The 23,501-nt window shown below is 54.1% G+C and carries 17 protein-coding genes and 6 pseudogenes; 12 read left to right on the top strand and 11 right to left on the bottom strand.

Annotated elements, in window-relative coordinates; genetic code table 11:
- Positions 1-18: 18 nt before the first annotated feature.
- Positions 19-1,617, top strand: a complete 1,599-nt coding sequence (locus tag JZM30_RS16770) for an ABC transporter substrate-binding protein (protein WP_252320070.1) — start codon at positions 19-21, stop codon at positions 1,615-1,617.
- 16 nt (positions 1,618-1,633) lie between these two features.
- On the opposite strand, the gene JZM30_RS16765 is transcribed toward JZM30_RS16770, so the two are convergent.
- Positions 1,634-2,350: a GntR family transcriptional regulator gene (locus tag JZM30_RS16765; protein WP_252320068.1), complete on the bottom strand. Its 717-nt coding sequence runs from the start codon at positions 2,348-2,350 to the stop codon at positions 1,634-1,636.
- 248 nt (positions 2,351-2,598) lie between these two features.
- On the opposite strand from JZM30_RS16765, the gene JZM30_RS16760 reads away from it, so the two are divergent.
- The 8 genes from JZM30_RS16760 to JZM30_RS24390 are packed head-to-tail and all read left to right on the top strand — an operon-like array spanning position 2,599 to position 7,499.
- Positions 2,599-3,807, top strand: coding sequence for a MalY/PatB family protein (locus JZM30_RS16760; protein ID WP_252320066.1), 1,209 nt, complete (start codon positions 2,599-2,601; stop codon positions 3,805-3,807).
- Between the two features lie 13 nt (positions 3,808-3,820).
- The gene (locus tag JZM30_RS16755) at positions 3,821-4,558 is read left to right on the top strand and encodes an aspartate/glutamate racemase family protein (protein ID WP_252320064.1); all 738 of its coding nucleotides are present in this window, start codon (positions 3,821-3,823) and stop codon (positions 4,556-4,558) included.
- Positions 4,559-4,583: 25 nt separating this feature from the next.
- A complete protein-coding gene (locus JZM30_RS16750) occupies positions 4,584-4,958 on the top strand; it encodes an FAD-dependent oxidoreductase (RefSeq protein ID WP_252320062.1) in 375 nt (124 codons plus the stop codon).
- A gap of 1 nt (position 4,959) precedes the next feature.
- Positions 4,960-5,217: an FAD-dependent oxidoreductase gene (locus JZM30_RS16745; RefSeq protein ID WP_252320060.1), complete on the top strand. Its 258-nt coding sequence runs from the start codon at positions 4,960-4,962 to the stop codon at positions 5,215-5,217.
- On the top strand, positions 5,160-5,702 hold the full coding sequence (locus JZM30_RS16740) for an NAD(P)/FAD-dependent oxidoreductase (protein ID WP_367115780.1): 543 nt from the start codon (positions 5,160-5,162) through the stop codon (positions 5,700-5,702). The genes JZM30_RS16745 and JZM30_RS16740 overlap by 58 nt, the downstream gene beginning before the upstream one ends.
- Positions 5,662-5,970 carry a (2Fe-2S)-binding protein gene (locus JZM30_RS16735; RefSeq protein WP_252320058.1) on the top strand — a complete coding sequence of 103 codons (309 nt, stop codon included), beginning with the start codon at positions 5,662-5,664 and terminating at the stop codon, positions 5,968-5,970. The genes JZM30_RS16740 and JZM30_RS16735 overlap by 41 nt, the downstream gene beginning before the upstream one ends.
- Positions 5,967-7,130 (top strand): NAD(P)/FAD-dependent oxidoreductase, encoded by a 1,164-nt coding sequence (locus tag JZM30_RS16730; protein WP_252320056.1) that lies wholly within the window; start codon positions 5,967-5,969, stop codon positions 7,128-7,130. The genes JZM30_RS16735 and JZM30_RS16730 overlap by 4 nt, the downstream gene beginning before the upstream one ends.
- A gap of 12 nt (positions 7,131-7,142) precedes the next feature.
- The gene (locus tag JZM30_RS24390) at positions 7,143-7,499 is read left to right on the top strand and encodes a bacterioferritin-associated ferredoxin (RefSeq protein ID WP_367115778.1); all 357 of its coding nucleotides are present in this window, start codon (positions 7,143-7,145) and stop codon (positions 7,497-7,499) included.
- Here JZM30_RS24390 and JZM30_RS16725 read toward each other — a convergent pair.
- From JZM30_RS16725 to JZM30_RS16680, 9 genes and pseudogenes are all read right to left on the bottom strand, one after another.
- Entirely contained in the window at positions 7,468-7,821 is a 354-nt protein-coding gene (locus tag JZM30_RS16725; RefSeq protein WP_252320054.1) for a hypothetical protein, read from the bottom strand. The genes JZM30_RS24390 and JZM30_RS16725 overlap by 32 nt on opposite strands.
- 183 nt (positions 7,822-8,004) lie before the next feature.
- Positions 8,005-9,047: pseudogene (locus JZM30_RS16720) on the bottom strand (LacI family DNA-binding transcriptional regulator).
- Entirely contained in the window at positions 9,011-10,690 is a 1,680-nt protein-coding gene (locus tag JZM30_RS16715) for a tripartite tricarboxylate transporter permease (RefSeq protein ID WP_252320052.1), read from the bottom strand. The pseudogene JZM30_RS16720 and the gene JZM30_RS16715 overlap by 37 nt, the downstream one beginning before the upstream one ends.
- Positions 10,691-10,771: 81 nt before the next feature.
- Positions 10,772-11,239: a tripartite tricarboxylate transporter TctB family protein gene (locus JZM30_RS16710; protein WP_252320049.1), complete on the bottom strand. Its 468-nt coding sequence runs from the start codon at positions 11,237-11,239 to the stop codon at positions 10,772-10,774.
- Between the two features lie 49 nt (positions 11,240-11,288).
- Positions 11,289-12,269 carry a tripartite tricarboxylate transporter substrate binding protein gene (locus JZM30_RS16705; RefSeq protein ID WP_252320047.1) on the bottom strand — a complete coding sequence of 327 codons (981 nt, stop codon included), beginning with the start codon at positions 12,267-12,269 and terminating at the stop codon, positions 11,289-11,291.
- 45 nt (positions 12,270-12,314) lie between these two features.
- Positions 12,315-13,361 (bottom strand): annotated as a pseudogene (locus JZM30_RS16700) (sialidase family protein).
- 9 nt (positions 13,362-13,370) lie between these two features.
- Complete coding sequence (locus JZM30_RS16695; RefSeq protein WP_252320045.1) at positions 13,371-14,075, bottom strand: dihydrodipicolinate synthase family protein; 705 nt, start codon at positions 14,073-14,075, stop codon at positions 13,371-13,373.
- Positions 14,076-14,210: 135 nt separating this feature from the next.
- Positions 14,211-15,806: pseudogene (locus tag JZM30_RS16685) on the bottom strand (signal transduction protein).
- Between the two features lie 124 nt (positions 15,807-15,930).
- The gene (locus JZM30_RS16680) at positions 15,931-17,505 is read right to left on the bottom strand and encodes an FGGY-family carbohydrate kinase (protein WP_438801515.1); all 1,575 of its coding nucleotides are present in this window, start codon (positions 17,503-17,505) and stop codon (positions 15,931-15,933) included.
- A 1,295-nt stretch (positions 17,506-18,800) separates the two neighbouring features.
- Between JZM30_RS16680 and bhsA the strand changes: the two genes are divergently transcribed.
- Positions 18,801-19,061, top strand: a complete 261-nt coding sequence (gene bhsA, locus JZM30_RS16675; RefSeq protein WP_222159009.1) for a multiple stress resistance protein BhsA — start codon at positions 18,801-18,803, stop codon at positions 19,059-19,061.
- A gap of 71 nt (positions 19,062-19,132) precedes the next feature.
- On the opposite strand, the pseudogene yidA reads toward bhsA, so the two are convergent.
- A pseudogene (gene yidA, locus JZM30_RS16670) lies at positions 19,133-19,955 on the bottom strand (sugar-phosphatase).
- Between the two features lie 358 nt (positions 19,956-20,313).
- Between yidA and JZM30_RS23655 the strand changes: the two are divergent.
- Positions 20,314-22,218 (top strand): annotated as a pseudogene (locus JZM30_RS23655) (methyl-accepting chemotaxis protein).
- A gap of 77 nt (positions 22,219-22,295) precedes the next feature.
- A pseudogene (locus JZM30_RS16655) lies at positions 22,296-23,491 on the top strand (MFS transporter); the annotation flags it as partial.
- Positions 23,492-23,501 lie beyond the last annotated feature (10 nt).

Genomic DNA, 23,501 nt, shown 5'->3' with positions numbered 1-23,501 from the left:
CTTCAACCAGGGGGTTTTATGTCATGGTTTACCCGTTTATCTCGCTGGGGAGGCAACGCCCTCCTGCTTTCAGGATGGCTGGCTGCCAGCGCGCACGCTGCCACCACGCCGCAGCGCGGCGGTGCACTGACGCTGATACTGTCCAGTGAGCCATCCACATTGGTTTCACTCGCGACCGTCGCTAAACCGGCGATTGCGGTCAGTGGCAAAGTCACGGAAGGGCTGCTGACCTACGATTACGATCTTAATCCACAGCCACAGTTGGCAACATCCTGGGATATCAGCCCCGATGGCAAAACCTATACTTTTCATTTGCGTCAGGGGGTAAAGTGGCACGACGGCCAGCCTTTTACTTCCGCTGACGTTGCCTATTCCATTCAGTTGCTGAAACAAATACACCCACGTGCCAGAAGCACCTTTGCTAACGTTAGCAACATTAAAACCCCCGATGCGCTGACTGCCGTCTTTGAGTTATCACACCCGGCTCCTTATTTGCTGCGCGCGTTTGCCGCCGGTGAAACACCGATTCTGCCAAAACACATCTATGACGTGCCGGGCAGCGACCCACTGAAAAATGCCAATAACAATGCGCCAGTCGGCACCGGCCCGTATGTTTTCAGCGAATGGGTACGAGGCAGCCATATTGTCTACAAACGCAATCCCAACTACTGGGATAACCCACTGGACCAGTTGATCGTCAAGTTCTCGCCGGATGCCGTGGTGCGCACGCTGGCGCTGGAAACCGGTGATGCGGACATCGCTTACCGAACGCCGGTTGCGCTGAGTGAAATTGCCCGATTAAAGAAAGAGGGCAAGCTGGGCTTTGAAACCAAAGGGAACAATTACTCTTACAGCGTCGCATCGCTGCAATTCAACCTGGATGACAAGATTTTCAAAGACCTGCGTGTGCGTCAGGCGTTTTCTCACGCCATTGACAGGGATGCACTGGTGCGTATTGCTTACTTTGTCCTGGCGACGCCGACAGCATCTCCCGTTGCCCCCGGTTTGAAAACCTTCCACGATCCGTCGCCGACCCCGTATCCCTTCGATCTGGCGGCCGCTAACCGACTGCTGGATGAAGCTGGATACCCGCGCGGCGCAGACGGTACACGCTTTAGCATCACGCTGGACCACAACACCTATGACGATGCTTTCCGTCGCATCGCAGATTTCACACGGGCGGCCCTGGCAAAAATTGGGGTTGCGGTAACGCTGCGTTCATCGGACATTTCGTCGCATACCAAACGCGTGTATACCGATCGCGACTTTGCGCTGGCGCTGAACATGTTCGCCAACTTATACGATCCTACCGCAGGCGTACAGCGTCTCTACTGGTCGAAGAACTACCGCATCGGGTTGCCGTTCTCCAACACCTCGCATTACGTTAACCCCGAAGTCGATCGCCTGCTTGAAGCGGCGCAGACAGAAAACGACAATACCAAACGCATTGCGCAATTCCGCCAGTTCCAGCAGATCGTAATGCATGACGCGCCGGACATTAACCTGCTGTCTCCACAGTTCATCACCATTTACAACCCGCGCGTTCACGACCATTCGCCAACGGCAGATGGTGTTGAAGGGAACCTGGCAGGCGTATGGGTAGAACCTAAACCGTAAGATTTCCCCCGCAATATCAGCGGGGGAGGCTAACCCGATCAGTCCGCGTGCAAGGAGGCACGCGCACCGTTCTGGTGGCGAGCCAGCAGTTCCGCGCACAGATCGCTGTTGCGCGTCTCAATGGCGCGCAGAATTTTACTGTGCTCTTCAGCCACACGCTGCCAGTCACCGCTGCGCGCATTCCACTGATTTCCTTTGAAACAAGTGCGATACAGACGGCATTGAGATTATTGCGCAGCTCAATCAGTGTGGCATTGTGCGAAGCGTGCACCAACGCCTGATGAAAAGCTTGGTTGGCATGAAAATAGCGCAACAATTCTCCAGCATGAAACGCCGCCATCAGCGCCTGTTCCTGCTGCAACGCGTGCAGATCGTCTGGTGTCGCTTGCAATGCCGCTAGCCGACCTGCCAGTTTTTCCATTTCGGTATATACCACCAGCATGTCTTCAATTTCATTCGCCGCCAGAGACGCCACCACTACGCGCTTATTGGGGCGCAAATCCACCAGCCCCTGGGCTGCCAGCATTTTCAGCGCTTCACGCAATGGGGTCTGCGAGATTTGCAGGGTGCTGCAAATGCTTTGCACATTGATGGGATCGCCGGGTTGCAGGATGTCCTGCACGATCAGATCGCGCACATAGTCCGCCACGCGGTCGGTCAGCGGCCGCCGGTCAACCACCACGGCGGGAAGGGGGGCCGGGTTGGCCAGGTTTGCTGCGTCAGTCTGATCCATAGCGCCCTCATTGCTAATTTATCGGCCAGGATAACCACACTGCCATATGCGTTAAATGGCAATGCATAGCTGATAAAGTTTATACAATATAAAATATATATTTGTTAATTTGACCGCAACTTAGCCAACCATGATTGGCTTGTCAACGGCAAATAAAACAGAAGGAATCCTCATGCATCTGCGCATGGATACGTCGGTTTACTGGCTGAAAATGCCCTTGCCGAAACGCATCCCGCAGGTGGTATAACATGAACACGCATTACGATGCCGGTATCGCGCAACAGTTTGCAGAGCAATACACGCTGCCGCTGGAAACGCTACGCCGTCGCCAAAGCATGAAGTGGCAGTATCACGCGCTGGAGATTCTCCCCGCCTGGGTGGCGGAAATGGATTTCGCCCCATCGCCAGCCGTTGCTGACGTATTACGTCACTGGTATCTGGCTCAGGATACCGGCTACCCTTACCGGCAACGCGACCGGGCGGAACATCTGCTGGCGCGCGCCTTCAGTCGCTATACCGCACGCGAGTTTAACTGGGAAACCGACCCTGCCAACGTATTGGCGCTCAACGAATTGGTGCGGGCAGTCTATTTGCTGATTTTGGCCTTCAGTGAGCCAGGTGACGGTATTGTGCTGAAAGCCCCCAGCTATCCGCCCTTTTATGATGCCATCAATGACACCGGCCGCCGCTTACAGGCCAGCCCACTGTTGGACAACGGTCAGGGCTATGAAATCGATTTCGATCATCTTACCAACCAGATTGATGCCAACACGCGCATCCTGCTGCTGTGTAACCCACACAACCCCACCGGCCGCGCACTGCGGCGTGATGAGTTGGAAAAGCTGGCAGCACTGGCCGAAGCCCATGATTTGATCGTGATTGCCAATGAGATTCATGCCGATCTGGTGTATCCCGGGCAGGAACATATTCCGTTTGCTACGGTGGCACTGGGCCTTGCAGCGCGCACCATCACCCTGAACTCAGCCAGTAAGAGTTTCAATATCGCCGGACTGCGCTGTGCATTGATGTACTTCGGCGACGGCGCGTTAAAACAGCGCTTTACCCAACGTCTGCCCGCCCGGATTTTAGGCTATCCCTCCGGTATCGGTATTGATGCTACCGTGGCCGCCTGGGATCGCGGCCACAGTTGGCTGGAAGGCGCACGCCATTACCTGCTGGAACGGCGTGAGCAAGTGATCACCACCGTGCGCCCCGCTCTGCCGGAGGTTCGCGTCCACACCCCCGAGGCAACCTACTTCGCCTGGCTGGATTTTAGCGAACTGCACTTACCGACCGCCGCCGGCGCGTATTATCTGGAGCATGCCAAAGTAGCGCTCACCGCGGGTGAAACCTTTAATCCCGGTGCAGAAGCCTTTGCACGCCTCAACTTCGCCACGTCAAAGGCTCTGCTGCAACAAATTCTGGACGCAGTGCTTGCCGCCTCACGGCGCGCTTAACGGAACCCTAACCATGTCAGACATTCACACTGGCTTAGCCACACCACAGGCCACACTCGGTATTTTGATGGTGAAAACCCACTTTCGCCTCTATCTGGGCGATATTGGTAACCCCGGCACCTGGCCGTTTCCGGTACGCTATCGGGTGGTGGAAGAGGACATCCCACAACGGATGGGACACCTCGATCAACACGACTTGCTGGAGCCGTTCAAACGTGCGGCGAAGGCATTAATCGACGAGGGCGTTGATGGGCTGATCACCAGTTGCGGCTTCCTCTCCTACTACCAGCAAGAGTTGGCAGCTTGGTCGCCGGTGCCGATTGTCACCAGCAGCCTACTGCAATACCAGCTGGTGCAGCGCCTGCTTCCAGCCGGGAAAACACCGCTGATTTTGACCTTCGACGATCGTGCGCTACGCGGCGATTATCTGGAAAAAGTTGGTATCCCCGGCAATGCGCACGTTGTGGGTATGGCCCCGGACTCTGAGTTTGTGCGCTCAATTCGTGACGGTGACGATAGCGTCCCGCATGCTATTTTACAGCAAGAAGTGCCGGCTACCGCGCAGCAGGCGCTGGATCGCTACCCGCAAACCGGGGCGTTGGTTCTCGAATGCACCAATCTGGCTCCCTTCAGCGCCACGTTGCATGCCCGCTTTGGTTTGCCAGTATTCGACACCGTATCACTGGTTCGCTGGTTTTACGGCGCGCTGCAACCGCGTGCTTATGATGGGGGAGACAATTGGTGTCGGTAACAGGTTTTCATCAGGTAACCCCTTCATGATACAACGTTATGACGTTATCGTGATCGGCGGTGGCATCGTTGGCCACGCCATCGCTTATGGTTTGCAGCGCCAACATGCCTATACCGCGATTCTCGACGGGGGCGACACGGATTTTCGCGCCACGCGCGGCAACTTCGGCCTGATTTGGGTGCAGGGCAAAGGCGTCAATTGTCCGCCTTACAGCCAACTCTCCTGTCTGGCGTCCACGCGCTGGCCCGATTTTGCGCAGCGTCTACGCGCTGAAACCGGTATTGATTGCGGGTTGTCTCAGCCCGGCGGCATCAATTTCTTCTTAACATCAGAGACACTGACCAGCGCCATACGCAACGTCAGCAAACTGCAACTAGGGCAACCCGGATTTTCGCTATGAGGTGTGTGATAACACCACGCTGCGCCAACATGTACCTGAAGCATCACACCAGATAGCCGGTGCTATCTATTCTCCCCATGACGGGCATGTCAATCCGCTGCTAACGCTGCGCGCACTGTCCTACGCCTTTCAGCAGGCAGGGGGCACTATTTTCCATCCCATCCGGTCAGTGGGATTGAAAGCCATCAAGGCGGTTTCACCTTGCACACGCCGCAGGGCAAATGGCACGCCAAACGTATCGTGCTGGCCGCCGGGCTAGAAAATGCGCGTCTTAGGGCACAGGTCGATCTCCCGATCCCGATTGAACCAGTGCGTGGACAAGTATTGGTGACCGAACGCCTGGCTCCTTTTCTGCGCTATCCCTCCAACCTGCTACGGCAAACGCAGGAGGGCACAGTGATGATCGGGGACTCGCAAGAGCACGTCGGGTTTAACACCCGGACGCAGCCCGAGGTTCAACAGCAGATTGCCCAACGGGCAATACGCGCTTTCCCCTGTCTGGCTCACGCACAGATTGTACGCACCTGGGATGCGTTGCGTATCATGACGCCAAATGGTTTGCCGGTTTATGATGAATCCCGCCGCTACCCAGGCGCTTTTGCTGTCACCTGCCACAGCGGTGTTACGCTGGCAGCGCTGCATAGTGAGCTGCTTCCGGCGTGGGTTTTAGGCGGTGCACTTCCTTCGCTTTTCGAGGTATTTCATGTCCAGCGCTTCCCGGTTCCAACCGCTACCCACGGTTGATACACCGCAAATAACTCTGTGGGTGAACGATGAGCCAATTACCGCACGCGCTGGCTGGACGCTGGCCGCCGCGCTGCTGGCGAACGGCATCACCACCACGCGCCATACTGCCATTGATCAGCAGCCGCGCGGCCCGTTTTGTATGATGGGCGTCTGCTTCGAATGTCGTGTCACGGTAGATGATATTCCCAACGTGCAATCTTGCATGACGCCAGTGCGTGACGGTATGCGAGTGACCCTGCCACAGGGCGCGAGGGTGCTATCATGACCCAGACCACGATGGTGAATACGTGCGATCTGCTGATTATTGGCGCGGGCCCGGCTGGGCTAAAAACCGCGCAGATCGCCAGCGCAGCAGGCTTATCCGTCTGGCTGGCCGATGAAAACCCACTGCCGGGCGGCCAACTGCTGCGACAGGTCACCCAGTCACCGTTTGCCAATCCACAAACCCTGTTCGGCGAAGAGTACAGCGCACGCCGTAGCCTGGCAGAAGTTGCCTTCTCTCCCCGCGTGCGCTATCTGGCGCGTACTGCCGTCTGGCAGGTGACACCTGAGAAACAGGCCTATCTGCTGGAACAGGGCGAGTCACCGCGCCAACATGTGGTGCAGGCGCGTTTTATTCTGCTGGCCACTGGCGCACAAGAACGCAGTTTTCCGCTGCCGGGCTGGACATTACCCGGTGCGATGACGGTGGGTGCCGCACAGCTGTTAATGAAATCGGCGGGATTGTTACCCGCTGCGGACAGCATTCTGGTGGGCAACGGCCCACTGTTGTTACTGTTCGCCGCACAGGTGATCCGCGCGGGAGGCCGAATTCAAGCGGTGCTGGACACCACGCGCCCACAGGATTACCTGCGGGCGCTGCCACGCTTGCCGAAGGCATTACGTCATACATCGCGCGATCTGTTCAAAGGCATCAAGCTGTTGCGCGAACTACAACGCGCTAAAGTACCTTATTATTCCGGTGTGACCGATATTGCCATCCAAGGAGAAACGCAGGTCACCGCCGTGCGCTTTTCCCATCGGAGCCATCCGAGACAGCGCGCTACCTCAACGGTATTAAGTCATATCGGGGTGATTCCGGCCACGCAGTGCGCCAATGCCATCGGTTGCAAACTGGTTTGGGATGATGAGAAACACCACTGGCAGCCGGAAGTAGACGAACGTCAGGAAAGCAGCCAACCCGGTATCTATCTGGCAGGAGACGCGGGCGGCATTGGGGGCGGAGAAGCGGCAATGCTCAGCGGACAGCTTGCCGCATTAAGCATTGTGCATGCAGCGGGTAAGCTCCCAGAAGATGACTATCAGCAACAATATACTGAACTGCGGCAACAGCGCGCCGCGCTGCGTTCGCTGCGCCCTTTTCTGGCAGCGCTTTATCCCATTCCCAAACAGGCACAAAAACCACATGGCGACGTGACCATCTGACGCTGCGAACAGGTGAGTGCCGGGGAAATTCATCAGGCCGCCCGCGCCGACTGCTCTGGCATGAACCAGTTGAAGGCGTTTACCAGCTGCGGCATGGGCCCCTGTCAGGGACGGATGTGCGGGCACAACGCGGCGGTTATTCTGGCCGACACGCAGCAGCGCCACGTATCAGAAACCGGATATGCGCGCCCCGTTTTCCCCTTAAGCCCGTCACGTTGGCGCAATTGGCACTCAGCGGTGACGATAGCGAGACATAAATATTGGCCGGTTCCAGTAGGCGTCATTGGCGCAGCCCGTGCACTGTCGGCTACAGCCCAAGGTGCAAAGGGAATAGACGTTAAATCTCTTCAATACACTTATCGCCGATGACCTCGGCAATTTTCAATTGTGCGAACGCTTCTTTAATAAATTCGCATCGGTTCAATTTGTCTGCATTACGTCCGTGAATAAACGTCACTTCGATAAGGGTACGGTAGTGACGATTATCTTCATCAAGCCACTCCTCCGTCCCTGCAATTTTATTATCTTTCACGGTGAGTAGGTCGGCATAAAAACCGTAATATAAATAGTAACAACCACAATAATAATTATCGTGGGCCACACAAACGATATCCCAATATTGACTCAACAACGCGTTAACATCTTCCTTATTTCTATTACTGCCAAAATATAAAAAATAGGATCGCTTCACGCAATGTGCCTCTTGTTTTTTTAATCGCGTATTACACTGTGTGTTCAGTACTCGCAAACACGAAAACTGATGGGGTTGCCAATCAGCAGCCATGAAAAAATATACTCGTATCAAGAGTATACACATATCACATGACGATTTTCTTGAATTTTCGCGGTGATTAACGCGATATCAAGCTGATTTTTACGAGGAAAGGTCACCCAATGCCTGACGCCGGTGAATTAGCGTCATGGGAATAATGGCTCGTGCCAATTGATTTTCTCCGTGCAAGGCACGCTGCATCAGCATAAATGCCTGCTCTGCCCAGGCGTCTTCATACTGCCGCATTGACCAGAGATTATTAGCAAGAAAGCCCAACATGGCGTGCTCATCAAAGGTGCCAATATTCATGTCCGCAGGAATTGCACCATAACGTTCAAGGAGCGCACTCAAAACCCCTTCCAACACGGGCAAGGATGACGCAATAAAAGCTTTAGGCGCTTCGGCATGGCGCGTGAGAAAGGTTTGCATCATGGCGATACCGTCTTCGCGACGGTTGTGCTCGGCCCGCAAGATCCACTCAGCCGGGGCTTTGATACCGTGACGCAGCAACGCTTGCTGATACCCTTTCAAGCGCTCCTTAATCGCAGGCTGCCGGGTGTCTCCCGCCATAAAATAAAGCGGCTCATCGCTGAGCGTTATTCCCTTGTCGAGGCTGCGTGCTAACATCGCCTGCGCCAGTTGAACGCCGCCCTGCAAGTTATCACTCACCACCAAAGAAACGTCTTCCGCGCCGAAATCACGGTCCAGTACTACCAGTGGGCGGTTAACCATTTTCACATGGTGCTGTTGTGTTTGGCGCGAAGAGGGCACAACAAACAGGCCGTCCAAATTGCGTTGCAGCAACGCGTCTACCAGTTTGTTTTCATACTTTGCATCACTGTAGGTACAGCTGATCATCAGCTGATAGCTCACGGCTCGGCAGCGTATCTCCAGTTTCTCCGCCAGCGTGGAAAAAACTGGTTGGAAAGGCGGGGAATAATCAGCCCCAATGTGTCGGTTTTATTTAACTTCAGGCTGCGCGCCGTGTAGTTAACGGTATAACCGTGCTCCGTCACATAGTTGGTTATCCGCTGCTGCGTCTTGGCGCTGATACGGTATTGCTCGGCTTTACCGTTCAGCACCAGCCGAACGGTGGTGATGGAGAGATTTAAATCATTGGCGATCTGCTCGACCGTTTTTGCCATAGTGAGATCCTGAATAACACTCCATCACGAAGGGCGTTTCCCCGACGGGAAACGCCGCTCGCAGTATAACATCGCACCACTACGCAACCAATAATGCGCGAAGGTTTACACCCCTGGCTGATTACTCTGCGTGTCCTGCTTTTTTTCAGCGTTTTTTGATGCCAGTTTTTCCACATCGGTGAAACGATGGGCAGGAACAGGGTTAATATTGCAATCACAATGAACGTGGCACACACCGGGCGCATAAAGAATATTGACAAATCCCCTTGCGACATCATTAATGAACGCCGCAAGTTGGTTTCTGCCAGCGGGCCAAGGATGATACCAATCACAATGGGCGACATGGAGAAATCAAGCTTGATCAGGATGTAGGCCACCAGCCCGGCCCCCATCATGACGAAAACGTCAATCATGCTGTGGTTAACGGTGTAAGCCCCCACGGCGCACAGCAGCAAAATCACCGGCACCAGCAGCGTGCGCGGCACGTCCATCACCTTCACGAACAGCTTCATGCCCATGAAACCCAGCAATCCCATGAAGATATTCGCCATCATAAGGCCAATAAAAATGGTATTTACTTCAACCGGATGCTCAGTGAGCAGCTGTGGTCCCAGCGCCAATCCTTGCACCAGAAACGCGCCCATGATGATGACCGTCGCGCCATCGCCGGGAATACCCAGCGTCATCAACGGCACCATACAACCGCCTGAGACCGCGTTTGCCCCGGCTTCAGGTGCGGATACGCCTTCCGGTGAACCCTTACCAAACTCTCCCGGATGTTTTGACCAGCGTTTCGCTTCGTTATAGGCAATCCAGGATGAAATATCGCCGCCCACGCCGGGAATGGTGCCGATGCCAGCACCGATCACGGACGAACGCACCCAAGTCGGCAGGCAGCGTTTGAAATCAACCCAGCTCGGTAAAATGCGGGTGATTTTCGCTACCGGTTTCTGCATGATGCCGCCTTCACGGAAGTGCTCCTCGGTGCTGAGCAGCCCCTGAGAAAAAGCAAACAAGCCAACCAGTACCGGAATAAATGAGATCCTCCCCATCAGGTAGATGGAGTCAAAGGTAAAGCGCATACCGCTGGTCATCGGATCCAGCCCTATCGTGGCGATCGCCAGCCCGATACCGCCGCCGATTAGCCCTTTAATGATGGACTGCGATGAGACACTGGTAATAATACTGATACCGAAAATCGCCGGCGCAAAGTATTCCGGCGCAGAGAATCCGGTCGCGACGGTCGCCAGCATCGGCGCTATCACAATCAACGCGATGGTACTGAATATGCCGCCGAACAGCGATCCCATCGTGGGCAGCCCCAGCGCGCGCCCGGCTTCGCCGCGCTTGGCCATTGGATAGCCATCCAGCACGGTGGCGGCAGAGGCGGGCGTACCCGGCGTACTGATCAGTATCGCGGTGATAGAGCCGCCATAAACGGCACCACAATACACCCCTAGCAGAAGAAGAATCCCGCTAACACCCTGGAAGGAATAGGTCAGCGGTAATAACAATGCGATACCCATATTGGCCGTCAGGCCGGGGATAATTCCGATCAGGATGCCCGCAAGCGCCCCGAGAAAAATCACGGCGATCGTGTCAAAGCTGAATACCACGGAAAACGCGGCAAGGACTTCGTTCATGATACTGCCCTTCTTTATGTTCGCTACAGGTTTGCTACACGCCAGCGCCTACGTAGAGCATCTGGCTGAAAAGACCTGACGCTAGAAGCCCAAATCACTGAACTCTGCCGTTGGCAGCGGCGAGTTGAACAGATAGGTGAAAAACAGGTAGACCGCAGTGACAATAAGCAGCGTGGAGAGCGCAACAAACCAGACACGCTTTTCTTTCATCAGCACCATGGTGCAGGGAATAAAAATCACCGCCGAAATAATGAATCCAGCCCAAGCCATCACGATGCCATAACCCACAGCCAGCGCGCCGATCAGGTAGGCCTTGCGCACATTTACCGACGAGAAATCGATGCTTCTGTCCACCATCAGACGGTTTTTCAGCACCACGCCCCATTGCAGCACACCGAGCAGAATAAACAGGCACGCCAGCCCAAAGGGCCAATAACGCTTGCTCGGAACACCATATTCATCAAACATCGACATATCACGGGACAGGAACAATATCAGCAGGCCAAACCCAAAGGAGAACAGGCCGACTAACACATCATATTTGCGCATAGCAATTCTCCCGTTTGTCGGCACCGGGCCGACAAACGTATCGACAGCGTTATTTCTTCAGCGTATCGGCAATAAGCTGTTTGTAGAGCTCATCATCTTCACGCATCATGTTGTAAGCGTCCTGTCCGACAATAGTCACTGGCATGATGCCCTGTTTTCTCACCGCATCCTGATAGGCGGGGGTATTGACCACTTCGGTAAAGGCTTTAACCAGTTGTTCGGCCACTTCCGGCGGTACTTTCGCCGTCGTCGCCAGTACTGCCCAGGCGCGCATCTTGACGTTCACATCCAGCCCTAACGCTTCTTTGATGGTCGGTACGTCAGGCACCAGTTCAAAGAGTTTCTCATCCATCACCGCCAGCACTTTCAGAATGCCTGCGTCAACCTGCGACTTCACCGCGCCCGGCGTGGTTAACACCGCATCAATGTGCCCACCAATCAGTGCAGCAATCGACGGCCCGGTGCCTTCGTTATAAGGAATGTGGTTGAATTTGGTGCCGGTGGTTTTCTCAATATTCACCGCAGCGAGGTGGTAAATCGCCCCCATACCCGAGTTACCCACCTTGAGCTTGCCCGGCTGCTGCTTAGCAGAATCGATAAAGGCTTGCAGCGTGTCAAAGCCCGAATCGGCACGCACCACGATAGCCACCGGGTCAGCAATAGTGGTGACCAGCGGGGTGAAATCTTTATAGGTGACCGGTAATTTGTTCTGATGCGGGAACATCGCCAGTTCCACCGCGGTCATCACCAGCTTGTAACCGTCCGGTTTCGCTCTGGCGACTTCAATCAGCCCAGTGATACCGTTGCCAGCCGGTTTGTTTACCGGTACAAAAATCACACCTTTCGGTAAATGATCCTTGGAAAATTCGATCAGGGTTCGGGCAGAGGTGTCAGTACCGCCACCGGGGTTTTTGGGAATAACCACTTCGATATTTTTCTTGGCATAGCTGATCGTCGAGGGTTCCGCGAACGCCTGGTTCGCGCAGAACGGCATCACTGACGCCAAAAGCAGGAGCAAGGTCTTCTTCATTGTATTCTCCGTTCTTATTGGTAGGGTCGGATAAAAAGGGATAACTTACTGCATAATGTTTATTTTCTGATAAATGATGTTGGTTCGGTTCCAGGTATATGTGATGTGAAGCGCATTTTCTTCGCAAACGATCGCCGGATAAGAAAATTCGCCATTCTCCGTTTCCAGTGCGCCCGCCATTTCCCACTGTTCACCGTTATCGCGGGAAACCGCCACCGACAGTGGATAACGCCGATTTCAGTTTCCGGTGATCGGGTTAAACACCAACACCAGATTGCCATCCGGTGTGCGTACCACATCTATCCCACTGTTATTGTTTGGTAAAGTGGTGGCGTAAGCGGGACACCAATGCCTGCCGTAGTCTTGTGAATCACTGCGGTAAACCTGTCCTCGGGTACTGCGCATCAGCACATGCACATGGCCCGGCGACGACTCCCACGCCGTTGGTTGAATTACGCCGCCCCACTGAAACACGCGGTTCAGGTCATTCTCCCACAGCGCATTCTGCTGCAATCCCTGCCAAAGCTGTTGTGCTTCGCTCGCGGCCGGAGCCCGATGTTGTAAAGAAATTGCTGCTTTATGCCACGATAAGCCGTGATCGGCGCTGATATCGACAAAAGCATCCCAATAACGCTCATCCTCCACCGATCCCGGTGCCAGCCATTCGCCGTTCGACATCACCAGCAGCTTGTTCTTCACCGGACCGCGCGGTAACACATCGTTTTCCACCAGCGCAACCGGCGTAGACCAGCTCACGCCACCATCGTCGGACACAGCAACCCGCGTCAGCCAATGGTGCACGTCTGGGCCCACCTTATAAAACAGCCAGAGCCGCCCGGCTTGCCAGTGCAGCACCGGGTTCCAGTGTGCCAGCCCCGGTTCAGCAATCGCCCGCTGTGGCGGTAACCACGTGCCCTGCTCACGGCGAGACAGCCAGATGGCGGTGTCGCCCGCCCCCTCTTTAGTACCCGCAAAATAGGCCACTACCACCGTCTCCTGTGGCAACAGAGCCAGGGTAGAAGCATGGCAATTGGCGAAATCGCGTTGATCCGCAGGCAACAGCGTTTCTCTCGTCAGTGTGGTCAGCATCAGCATCTCCTTTTATGGCTTCGTCACGCGCTGGACCAGCGATTCTCCCAGGCGCATCATGCTATCAATGGCGGCCGGGAAGAAGGTGGAGGCATGCCCCGCGCTGTTACGCACTCGGCAAGAATGGGTCGCAAAATTCCCCACCTGCTGCTGGAAATATTTGGCGCAGGCCGGGTAATCAAGGTGTTCCGCCAACGCCTGCGCTTGTTCCGGGTGCGTGCGCCAGTTTTCATACAGCCAGACATAAAGTTGCGGATGGAAATTCGCCATCACGCCGCTGTAAGCCTGACAGCCTGCCTGGAACGAGGCCAACAACGTCTGGCCATTGGCATTCGCTAGGTGCAGGCGGCTGCCCTCTGCCAGCGCCAGACGGTTACTGATGAGAATCAGCCCATCCACACCGCCTTGCGCTACACCATTGAGTTGATCAACCTGCTGCGCCACGCTGTTGGCAGTATGGCCCGAGGCCACCACCGGCACACGCCCATCCACCTGTTGCACAATAAAGCGCACCAGTTGCTGTGTTTCACGATCGCTCAGGAAAAACATCTCACTGGATTGGCAAGCGGCGAACAGACCGTGAACCCCCGCCGCGAGATACCATTCGATCAGGCGAGCCAGTGAGTCGTAATCAATTTCCCGCTTCTCATCAAACGGCGTCAGAATTACGGGCCAAATGCCGACATAATTTTGCTGTGCATCCTGTTTCTGGGCCATGGCGATTCTACCTTAACGAATTATAATTTTTAGCGTTTTCCCCGGTATTGCCCGGCGCATACGCAGAGGTAGCGCCGGGATAAACCCCACAGGCAATAGCCACAAACGCCGAGCATACTCTCGCCTGACACCCAGTTATTTTGACAGTAACTGCCAGGCATTCCCGGCGGTGTAAACCTTGATATTCTGCGTCAGCGCCTGAGCAACAAAGGCTTGCAGCACTTCCGGCAGCAACGCCTCGTCAACATACGCGATGGTCAGGTGGTTACTCTGGTGCCCTGCCATCAGGTCATTGCGGCTCACGCCATCCAACACGGCATTAAGCAGCGGCCACTCGTAGTTGGTCGCGCGGCGGCGACGCTCGAACTCCTCTTCGGGCAGTTCAACACCGGTGCCGGTGCCAATATGCATCACCACCTAGGTACCCTCATAGTGCGCACGCGCCCAGATAAAACGCCCGGCTTTACCCTGTCCGGCAATGATCGAACCGCCGTAAGGGAAGAACATGGCAGGTTGACGATACCAGGTAGCCCCGGCAATACCGCCCTTGAGGTGAGCAAACGGCACAGCACCGGAGATTTCCAAATCCCAGTAGAAGGTACCCTGATAGTCGCTTCCCCAGCGAATATCATGCAACGTGGTTTCTGCCGGTAGTCCCAAACCTTCGAGCAGTTGCCCCAACATCACCTGCGGAATGGCACTGCCCATATCCACTTCGTTCACGCAAGGAATAGCGCGATCGGGCCAAATGATGTCACCGTTCTCATCAGGGATGGGGAAACGCTCCTGATTGCCGATTGCGCCTTCCGCGAAATCAGAGGCCGCACAGCTATCTTTCAGACCCTGTTGATACTGCACGCCGACGGCTGAAAGCCCAAAGCGTTTCACAAAACGCGTCGTGGCGATCATCATGGCGCATTGCCCAAGCACCTGTTCACGCGTCAGTTCACAGCGACCGTCTTCGCCAAACTGGAACTGCATGCCGCGCGCTTCATACCATGCCAGACATTCTTCACGCAGCGCGGGAGGGACTTTTGCCATCTCCACCAACAGCGCCGACTGCGACAGCGATTCCACCGGAATATCGATATCCACCATCGCTTTAAGCTGGAATACCCCATTAATCATCCCCATGCAGAAGGTATCAAACAGTCCGACAATCGCCTTGTGACGTAAAATATGTTCCCCCACCTGACGACCGATTTGTCCTGCTTCGCTGGCAACCACCGGATGGGTCGGCGCGATCGGGCGCAGATAACCGGTTTTATGGCTGACCGCACCATCGCGCAGCAAGGTTTCCAGACCTTGATGGAAGAACGCGTCATCAAAGGTTTCTGACCACAGGCGTGAGAACGGGCGGCCCAGACTGGTGATACACCCCGCCATACACAGCATCCCCACCAGTCCCGGCCAAGTGCCATTAAAGTTTGCCAACAGCAGAATCGGGTCACGGTGGTGTACCAGTGACGGCGCGATGTGGTGGGAATACTGCCACGCCGTCAGTAGCACAATCACCGGTGCGTCCGGATCAATGGTGGCGAACAGATCGCTCCCCTCTTTCTGGCTGCTGATAAAGCCGTGACCGCGCTCATTATTCACCGCGTGCGCACGCTTCATCTGATAGCCCAGTTTTTCCAACGCAACCCCCAAACGCGCTTCATAGTCACGCTGTGTCGGCCAGCAGGTCACATTAGCGGGCTCGCGCAGGTCTGCGTTGGTCACCAACAGCACCCATTTGCCTGTGCGCTAAGGGTGGCCGGGGAAGGGGGGGATGTAGTTTCAACATGTTCTGCTCCTGATTCAAATAAACGCTCTTGAGGCTGCCGCCGCGCGACAGCGCTCGGTTAATCCTGCATCAGCCGCTGTGCTCGTTGTACATCGTCATACATCTGGAGGTAGACGCCATATTTAGCCGCATGGAATGCACCGAACTGCGGGTCGGTGGCAATGGTCGCACCAGCGCCGCCGCTTCAGGCAGCGTGGGGTAACATTCCGCAGCCACCGCCCCCAGCAACGCCGCACCGAGTGTGACCGCATCTTCTTCGCTCGCCAGATGAATATCGCAACCGGTGATATTGGCGTATTCCATCAGCCAGAGCGGATTCTTGGTCGCCCCACCGCACATTACCACGCGGGTAATCTGATGCCCGGCCTGATTCATGCTGTCGATAATATGGCGCGTGCCGTAGGCAATGCCTTGCAAGGTGGCGAGATAGAGCCGAGCCAGCGCATCCGGCCCCTGTTCCAACGTCAACCCGTAGACAGCACCTCGTGCGTGAGGATTGGCGCGCGGTGAACGATTACCATGATGGTCAGCCAGCACGTGCAGATGGCGGGTCGGGAAGGGCTCACGCCGCTCCAGATCATCAACCCATTGATTCAAAATGGTATAAATGGTATAAAAGCTGATACCCTGCTGTTCTGCTTGCTGCTGCGCGTCGGTCCAGCTCGCATGTTGACGCAGCGTCCACTCAACCAACGCACCGGCGGCGCTTTGCCCGCCTTCGCTCAGCCAGCCGTTTGGCAACATCGCACCCCAGTATGGTCCCCAGACGCCGGGTACCATCACCGGTTCACGATTCACCAACATGTGGCAGTTGGACGTGCCACTGATCAGCGCCAGACTGCCCTCGGGCTGGCTGCCCACCAGCGCCAAGCCGCCCGCCAGAGCCACATCAGGCTGCAACTGCCCGGCTTTAACGCCCAGATCTAAAATGGTGGCGGGGATTTTCTCCGGCAAATCATCAAGACCTACCGCCTGTAACAACGGCTGACTGAAACGCTGTTCGTGCGCCAGGTAGTTCCATTTGCAGGTCAGGGTGCATACGCTGGCGACATCGGCCCCGGTGGCGCGCCATACCAGATAGTCAGCCAGATCGAACAGCCGCCAGGCCTGACGATAACGATCGGGGAAATGGCGCTTCAGCCACAGCACTTTTGGCAATTCCATCTCGATACTGACTTCTCCGCCGACATAGCGCAGTGCGTCATCGCCGGTCGCATTGATGTCAGCGGTTTCTTGTGCGGCACGGTGATCCATCCACATGATGATGTCACGCGCGGCTTCCCCGTCTTCGGCAACGGAAATACTCTCTCCCTGCGCGCCAACCACCACCAGCGAGCATGTAGCATCAAAGTCAATCGAACGCACGCGTTGCGGCGCAACACCGGACAGCGCTACCGCTTCTTTGATAACCGCGCAGGCGTTCTGCCAGATCTCAGCAGAAGATTGTTCAACCACATTGGCGCGAGGATGGAACTGGCTGATGGGGTGGACGGCAAACGCTAACCGCTGGCCGTGACTGTCAAAGACACCGGCCCTGACGCTGGCAGATCCGACATCCACGCCGATAAAGCACGCGGAGCTCACTGAGGAGGGGTTAACTCCTTTTTCGATAACGGTTTTTCCGCTGAAATCTGCGTTATTCATTGCCGTTAACCTCATTGCTAACTCGAGTTAGCAATCCATTTCAAGGTAAACACAGACTCAACGGGTTTCGCTCTGATTTGTGAGATTAATCGAGGTACAAAAAATAACCGATTGAAAGTAATCAGATTAATTTTGTCATCTGCTAACAATTAGATAACAAAATCCGACCTATTTTTTATAAGGCCGGCTCTCGCCCCTGTGCGATAGCATACAAAGTAAGCGCTCGTGTGATTTGAAATATAAAATAATGACATTTTATAAACAGAGCTTAGGGGGTATGTGTTTTTTTTGAATGCTCATCCTCACGCTTTTAGTAGACTAATCTCTTTACCTAAAAGCCTGTATTATGAATATAAATACAAATTATTTAGTCAGAGGGGTTTTCTGCTGTTTACTCACAACTAGAGGTAAGCCAAAAAAAATACGCTACTACTTTTAAAGAAATTATTAATTGCAAAAAACACAGGAGAGAATAAAACAAATAACAATAAAAACAACTAATTAAACACAGAGAATATTTCAAGAAAAAATCTACCCACCATGCTGGTAGAAAATCATTCATCGAGAGTAAATGCACAAGATAGATTTACAAACAAGACGTTGGAAATAACCCGTTATCACCCATCGTCGCCTGAACCTCACCATGATCTCGCCCAACTTCTAGCGCAACCGCTACGCGAATTTCAATTATCACCGACAGAGGCCTACAATAAATGGGTAGTTACTCCAGCAATACCAAAATCGGGTAGCAAAATATAACCGCCCCTGTTACGACCTGCGCCGCTGCGGTCAACGACAACACGCCATCCTGCTTCTGTTATTAGTGAGCTCAACGCTGTTTTAGCAAAACGAAATACAGCAAACACCAACGGGCACCAAAGTAAGCATCCCCTCACCTTTACCCGGCAGCAGATAAAAGCCCCCCCTGTTTATGTAAAAGAGTTTAACGAAATATTCTGATAAAACAGCCAATTACCCATTAAGAAACCATGTTCAGACCTGCTATGTACAGGTCTGAACCCCCTTGTCCATCAATACAACAAAACGAGATAAACAGATGTAAATCAGAAAACAAAAAACCATAAAAATAAAATCAATATAAAAAAACAACAAACAAAAAACTAACTAAATGATTTAAAGTAATAAAATTTAAAAAAGCACAAAAATAACATTCAAATTTATTGAAAGAGTTTCTCAATAACATCCGTTTTCTAATTTTTTAGCATGGGCGTAACATTCCCTTCATCGAAAGACATGCTCTTTCAACAACACATTTAAAAACAGGATAAAACATCATGAAAAACGTAAAAACCATCGCTGCTGCTGCCGTACTCGCTTCCCTTTCCTTTGGTGCTTTTGCTGCTGAAAGCGTTAGCGCTCAACAAGCCACTAAATACCAGGAATTCGGCGTCATTTCCGTTAGCGGTGCGCACGATCTGAGTTCACTTCAGGAACAACTGGCTGAGAAAGCCGATAAAGCAGGCGCGAAAGCCTTCTCTATCACCAACACCACCGGCAGCGATCTGCTACGCGGCACGGCGATTATCTACAAATAATCACCCGCTGTAGCAAAAAAAACGGCGCTTCTCCGTGAGGAAAAGCGCCGTTTTTTTATAATCAGAACAACTCAATGCGATGTTTTCAGGACAAATTTTTCAATCGCGTAGGCAACGCCGTCTTCCGTATTGGGATGAGTGACAAATTGGCTGATCGCTTTGACCTCATCAATCGCGTTCCCCATGGCAACCCCAGCGCCCGCATAGCCAATCATGACCAGATCGTTTTCATGATTGCCGATCGCCATCACGTTTTCCGCGGTCAGTCCAAGATATTCCGCCAGCAAACGCACCCCCCTCGCCTTTGTTAACCCGATCATCCATAATTTCTAAATAGTAGGGCGCGCTCTTGATAATGGTGTAGCGCGCTCGCGCTTCGTCAGGAATCTGGCGAATCGCGTTATCCAGAAGCTCTGGCTCATCAATCATCATCACTTTCGGGAAGGTCAGGGTGCTGTCCATCTCCTCAACGGCCCGGTATTTCAACGGCATGCCTGTCAGATGAGATTCATAAACGGTATAGCGACTGATGTCTTTATTGGCGGTATAGACGGTGTTGAAGTCCAACGCGTGCAGGTGCACGTTCAAGGTGCGGGAAAGCGCTTCGCAGTAGAGATAATCGTCAAAGCTCAGCGGCGTTTGCGCCACACATTCTCCGGTATCGGTACGCTGAACCAACGCGCCGTTGTTGGTAATGCAATAGCCGCCGGTTTTATCCAGCCCAAGTATCTCCAGATAGCGTTTTACGCCAATAAAGGGCCGCCAGATCGCCAGCACCACGTGCACTCCCTGATTCCGCGCCGCCGCAATCGCCGCGCTTACTGCGGGCGAAATCTGGTGTTGCGGGTTAAGCAACGTACCGTCCATATCAATTGCAATCAGCTTTATCGTCATGCTTCATCCTGCCGTAATGGTTTTTTTGCATGCTAACGCGAGTTATCGCCGTGAGCCAGTGAAGGATAAAGATTTACGGAATTCTGCCGATGATCATGCTGTGATCCTTATCACATAAAACAGGCTTTTTCATGAAGGGATACAGCGCAAAAAATGAAAATTAACTTATTGATTTTTGAACACTAAATTAGATTTCTGACACAATGTCTATCCCAGGGAGGATAACCACCATGTCTAAATCCCTACAGCCTTATGCACCACCCGCGCCATAGACACCGATTTCACACACCGCGCTTCATGCTCAAGTTCCGCACACCCCTTTTGAAAATAAAAAAAGACGCTCTCGACGCGCATTCTCATGCTGTTGGCAGGCATCGTCACTATCGGCCTTGGCTTTGCCATCACCATCGGTTTATTGATTTGGCAGTCCACACAGCAGCAGAAAAACGATGCGCAGCAGTATCTGACCAAAACCGCCTATACCAATAGCTATCTGGTACAGCGCAAACTGGATCTGGCGTTAACAGTGGCGCGCAATCTGGGACAAAGCGTACTCAGACTGCGCAATAGCGGCCATGCCGATCGCGACATGGCGGACACCCTGCTGAAAAATGCGCTACAAAATAACCCGGATTTCCTGTCAATGTCGCTGGCGTGGGAACCAAACGCCTTTGATGGCAACGACGCGCAGTTTGCCGGACAAGCCGAGCACTATCCGAACGGCCGCTATGTTCGCTATGTCGATCGTAACACGGCGGGTAACGTGGTGCTGCACAATCTGACGGATTATGAAACGCCCGGCAGCGGCGACTACTATCTGCTGCCATGCAAGGTGAAACAGGAAGTGGTTCTTGAGCCTTACCTCTACCCCTATAAGGCGTAGAGGTGTTGCTCACCTCCATTGCGGTACCCATCGTGGTTGACGGCACCTTTCTTGGCTCGGTAACGGCAGATTTTTCACTGGATACGCTGCAACAACTCATCAATGCCATCAAGCCTTATAAAGGCACGGGCTACGCTGAACTGTTATCGCAATCCGGTGCCTATATCGCCTACCCCGACCAGGCGCAGGTGACCAAACCAGCTGCTCACCCTGACAGCCTGCTAAAAAGGGTGTCCCAAGGAGTATCGATACGCACCAACGCTGAAAACCCGGTACTGAAAACGGCATCCTACGACCTCACCATTCCGGTGACCATTGGCAACACCGGCACGCCGTGGATATTGGGCCTATCGGTTCCCATTGATGTCGTGCTTGCTGAAACGGAGCATCAGCGCAATATCGCATTACTGCTGATGGTCATCAGCATTATCGTGGTCTCTGCCGCACTGGGCGTCATCTTTACGCGTAAGGTATTGCGCCCCATCGGTGGCGAACCGGCAGAAGCGGCACGCATCGCGTTGTCCGTTGCCAATGGGCAGATCACCAACACCATTCAGGTGCAGCCCAAAGACACCAGCAGCCTGTTCTATGCGATTCACACCATGCAAAATCAGTTGCGCGATATTGCTCAGCAATTGTTGACCACCAGCGAATCGGTAAGCCTCGCCGCCACAGAAATCGCCGCAGGCAATATCGATCTGGCCTCACGCACCGAACAACAGGCGGCCGCATTACAACAAACGGCCGCCAGCATGGAGCAGATCACCGCAACGGTAAAACTGAATGTTGACAATGCACACAGCGCCACCAAGCTAACACAAAACGCGACTGACATCGCTCAGCATGGGAATACCATCGTCGGGCAAGTCGTCAGCATCATGGGTGATATTGACGACAGTTCACGTAAAATCGCCGACATTACCAGCATTATTAATGGTATTGCCTTCCAGACCAACATTTTGGCATTGAACGCAGCGCTGGAAGCCGCACGAGCGGGCGAGCAGGGGCGCGGCTTTGCCGTGGTCGCCAGTGAAGTGCGTAATCTGGCACAGCGCAGCGGCGGTGAAAGACATCACGGCACTGATCGTAGAATCCTCTTCGCGCGTTAAAAACGGCGTCGAACTGGTACAAAATGCCGGTCACACCATGGAAAAGATGCTGGATGCCATCGCGTCGGTTAAAACCATCATGGATGACATCGTTGCCGCATCCGATGAACAATCACGCGGTATCAGCCAGGTAACGCAAGCTGTACATGAAATGGATGGCGTCACACAACAAAACGCCGCGCTGGTGCAGGAAGCCACCGCTGCCGCCGCCTCGCTGGATGAACAGGCGCGCCAACTGGCGCTCACGGTCAAAGTGTTTCGTTTATCCTGATCTGACACAGGCAGACCGAGAGCCCTCGGTCTGCCTGAGGTCAAAACTACACGAGAGAAAGTGCGACAAACGCAAACATGAAAACGATGAAACTTCCTCTGCTCGCCCAGATCTCCTGTGCGCATTTGGTCAGCCATTTTCACATTATGGTGCTACCGGTGCTGATCCCGTTGCTGTCTGCCCAACGCGGCATCAGCTTCGTTGAACTCGGGCTGGCGATCAGCGTCTTCAACATCGTCTCCGCCTGCGTGCAAACGCCCATCGGTTTTGCCGTTGACCGTATCGGGGCGCGGCGTACGCTGGTTGCCGGACTGACGCTCGGTAGCCTGAGCTTTATGTCGCTTGGGCTGACACCGCACTATCTTTGGCTGCTGATCGCGATGGGGTTTGCCGGTGTGGCTAACGCAGTGTATCACCCGTCAGATTACGCCTTGCTCTCGCGCGGCATTGATGACAAACGCATGGGGAGTGCGTTCTCGATCCATACCTTCTCCGGCTTTTTATGCAACGCCGTTACGCCGGGGATTTTACTCGCGGTAGCAGCATGGCTCGGCATAAATGCCGCCTTTATTGTGTCTGGCGTGGTGGGATTACTGGTTGTCGTTATGCTGCTGATGCATAAAGACGAGCCAGCGCGGCTTAAATTAGCGGCCCCTAAAAGCGGTGCCGCCCCGGTGCAAACCAGCGACAAGGCGCTGTTTTCACTGCCAATCCTGGCGTTGCTGGGTCTCTTTTTGATGCTGAGCCTGAGCACTAATTCAATCCAAAACTTCTCGGTCACCGCATTGGTTACCGGCTACGATCTGCCCTTATCCGATGCCAATGCGGTGCTGACCGCATTTTTGTTTGCCAGTGCCTTTGGCGTGCGTGCGGGCGGTGCTCTGGCCGATAAAACCGAGCGCCACGGTCTGGTTGCCACTGGCGCATTAGCCGTCACCGCCGTGCTGGTGGCGATTGTCGCTATCTATCCGTTGCCAGCAATGGTGCTGGTGCCACTGCTGGCGGCAGCGGGATTCCTCTCCGGCATGATTGCACCCTCGCGGGATATGCTGGTGCGGGCCGCATCACCGAAAGGCGCGGAATGACGGGTATTTGGTATTGTGTCCACCGGGTTCAATATCGGCGGGTCTGCCGGTCCGGTGCTGTTCGGCTGGTTTTTGGATAATGGTCATCCCCATGCCATTTTCTGGTCTGCGGTCATTTTCATGCTGATCACACCGCCGCTATCACACTGGCGCAGGAAATGCGTGCCAGCAAGCGTCGCGCCGCCGCCGCGGTTTTTT

Source organism: Candidatus Symbiopectobacterium endolongispinus, from assembly GCF_018777385.1.
GTDB classification, from domain to species: domain Bacteria; phylum Pseudomonadota; class Gammaproteobacteria; order Enterobacterales; family Enterobacteriaceae; genus Symbiopectobacterium; species Symbiopectobacterium endolongispinus.
The sequence above is the reverse complement of the archived record's forward strand: the minus strand, read 5'-3'. Positions and strand labels throughout refer to the sequence as shown.

Bases quoted from the DNA above. Each gene is read 5' to 3' on its own strand.
- JZM30_RS16735 (WP_252320058.1), top strand. From the start codon at position 5,662: ATGTCCAGCGCTTCCCGGTTCCAACCGCTACCCACGGTTGATACACCG.
- JZM30_RS16710 (WP_252320049.1), bottom strand. From the start codon at position 11,239: ATGCGCAAATATGATGTGTTAGTCGGCCTGTTCTCCTTTGGGTTTGGC.
- JZM30_RS16760 (WP_252320066.1), top strand. From the start codon at position 2,599: ATGAACACGCATTACGATGCCGGTATCGCGCAACAGTTTGCAGAGCAA.
- JZM30_RS16755 (WP_252320064.1), top strand. From the start codon at position 3,821: ATGTCAGACATTCACACTGGCTTAGCCACACCACAGGCCACACTCGGT.
- JZM30_RS16715 (WP_252320052.1), bottom strand. From the start codon at position 10,690: ATGAACGAAGTCCTTGCCGCGTTTTCCGTGGTATTCAGCTTTGACACG.
- JZM30_RS16680 (WP_438801515.1), bottom strand. From the start codon at position 17,505: ATGAATAACGCAGATTTCAGCGGAAAAACCGTTATCGAAAAAGGAGTT.
- JZM30_RS16765 (WP_252320068.1), bottom strand. From the start codon at position 2,350: ATGGATCAGACTGACGCAGCAAACCTGGCCAACCCGGCCCCCCTTCCC.
- bhsA (WP_222159009.1), top strand. From the start codon at position 18,801: ATGAAAAACGTAAAAACCATCGCTGCTGCTGCCGTACTCGCTTCCCTT.
- JZM30_RS16730 (WP_252320056.1), top strand. From the start codon at position 5,967: ATGACCCAGACCACGATGGTGAATACGTGCGATCTGCTGATTATTGGC.
- JZM30_RS16705 (WP_252320047.1), bottom strand. From the start codon at position 12,269: ATGAAGAAGACCTTGCTCCTGCTTTTGGCGTCAGTGATGCCGTTCTGC.
- JZM30_RS16770 (WP_252320070.1), top strand. From the start codon at position 19: ATGTCATGGTTTACCCGTTTATCTCGCTGGGGAGGCAACGCCCTCCTG.
- JZM30_RS16695 (WP_252320045.1), bottom strand. From the start codon at position 14,075: ATGGCCCAGAAACAGGATGCACAGCAAAATTATGTCGGCATTTGGCCC.
- JZM30_RS16750 (WP_252320062.1), top strand. From the start codon at position 4,584: ATGATACAACGTTATGACGTTATCGTGATCGGCGGTGGCATCGTTGGC.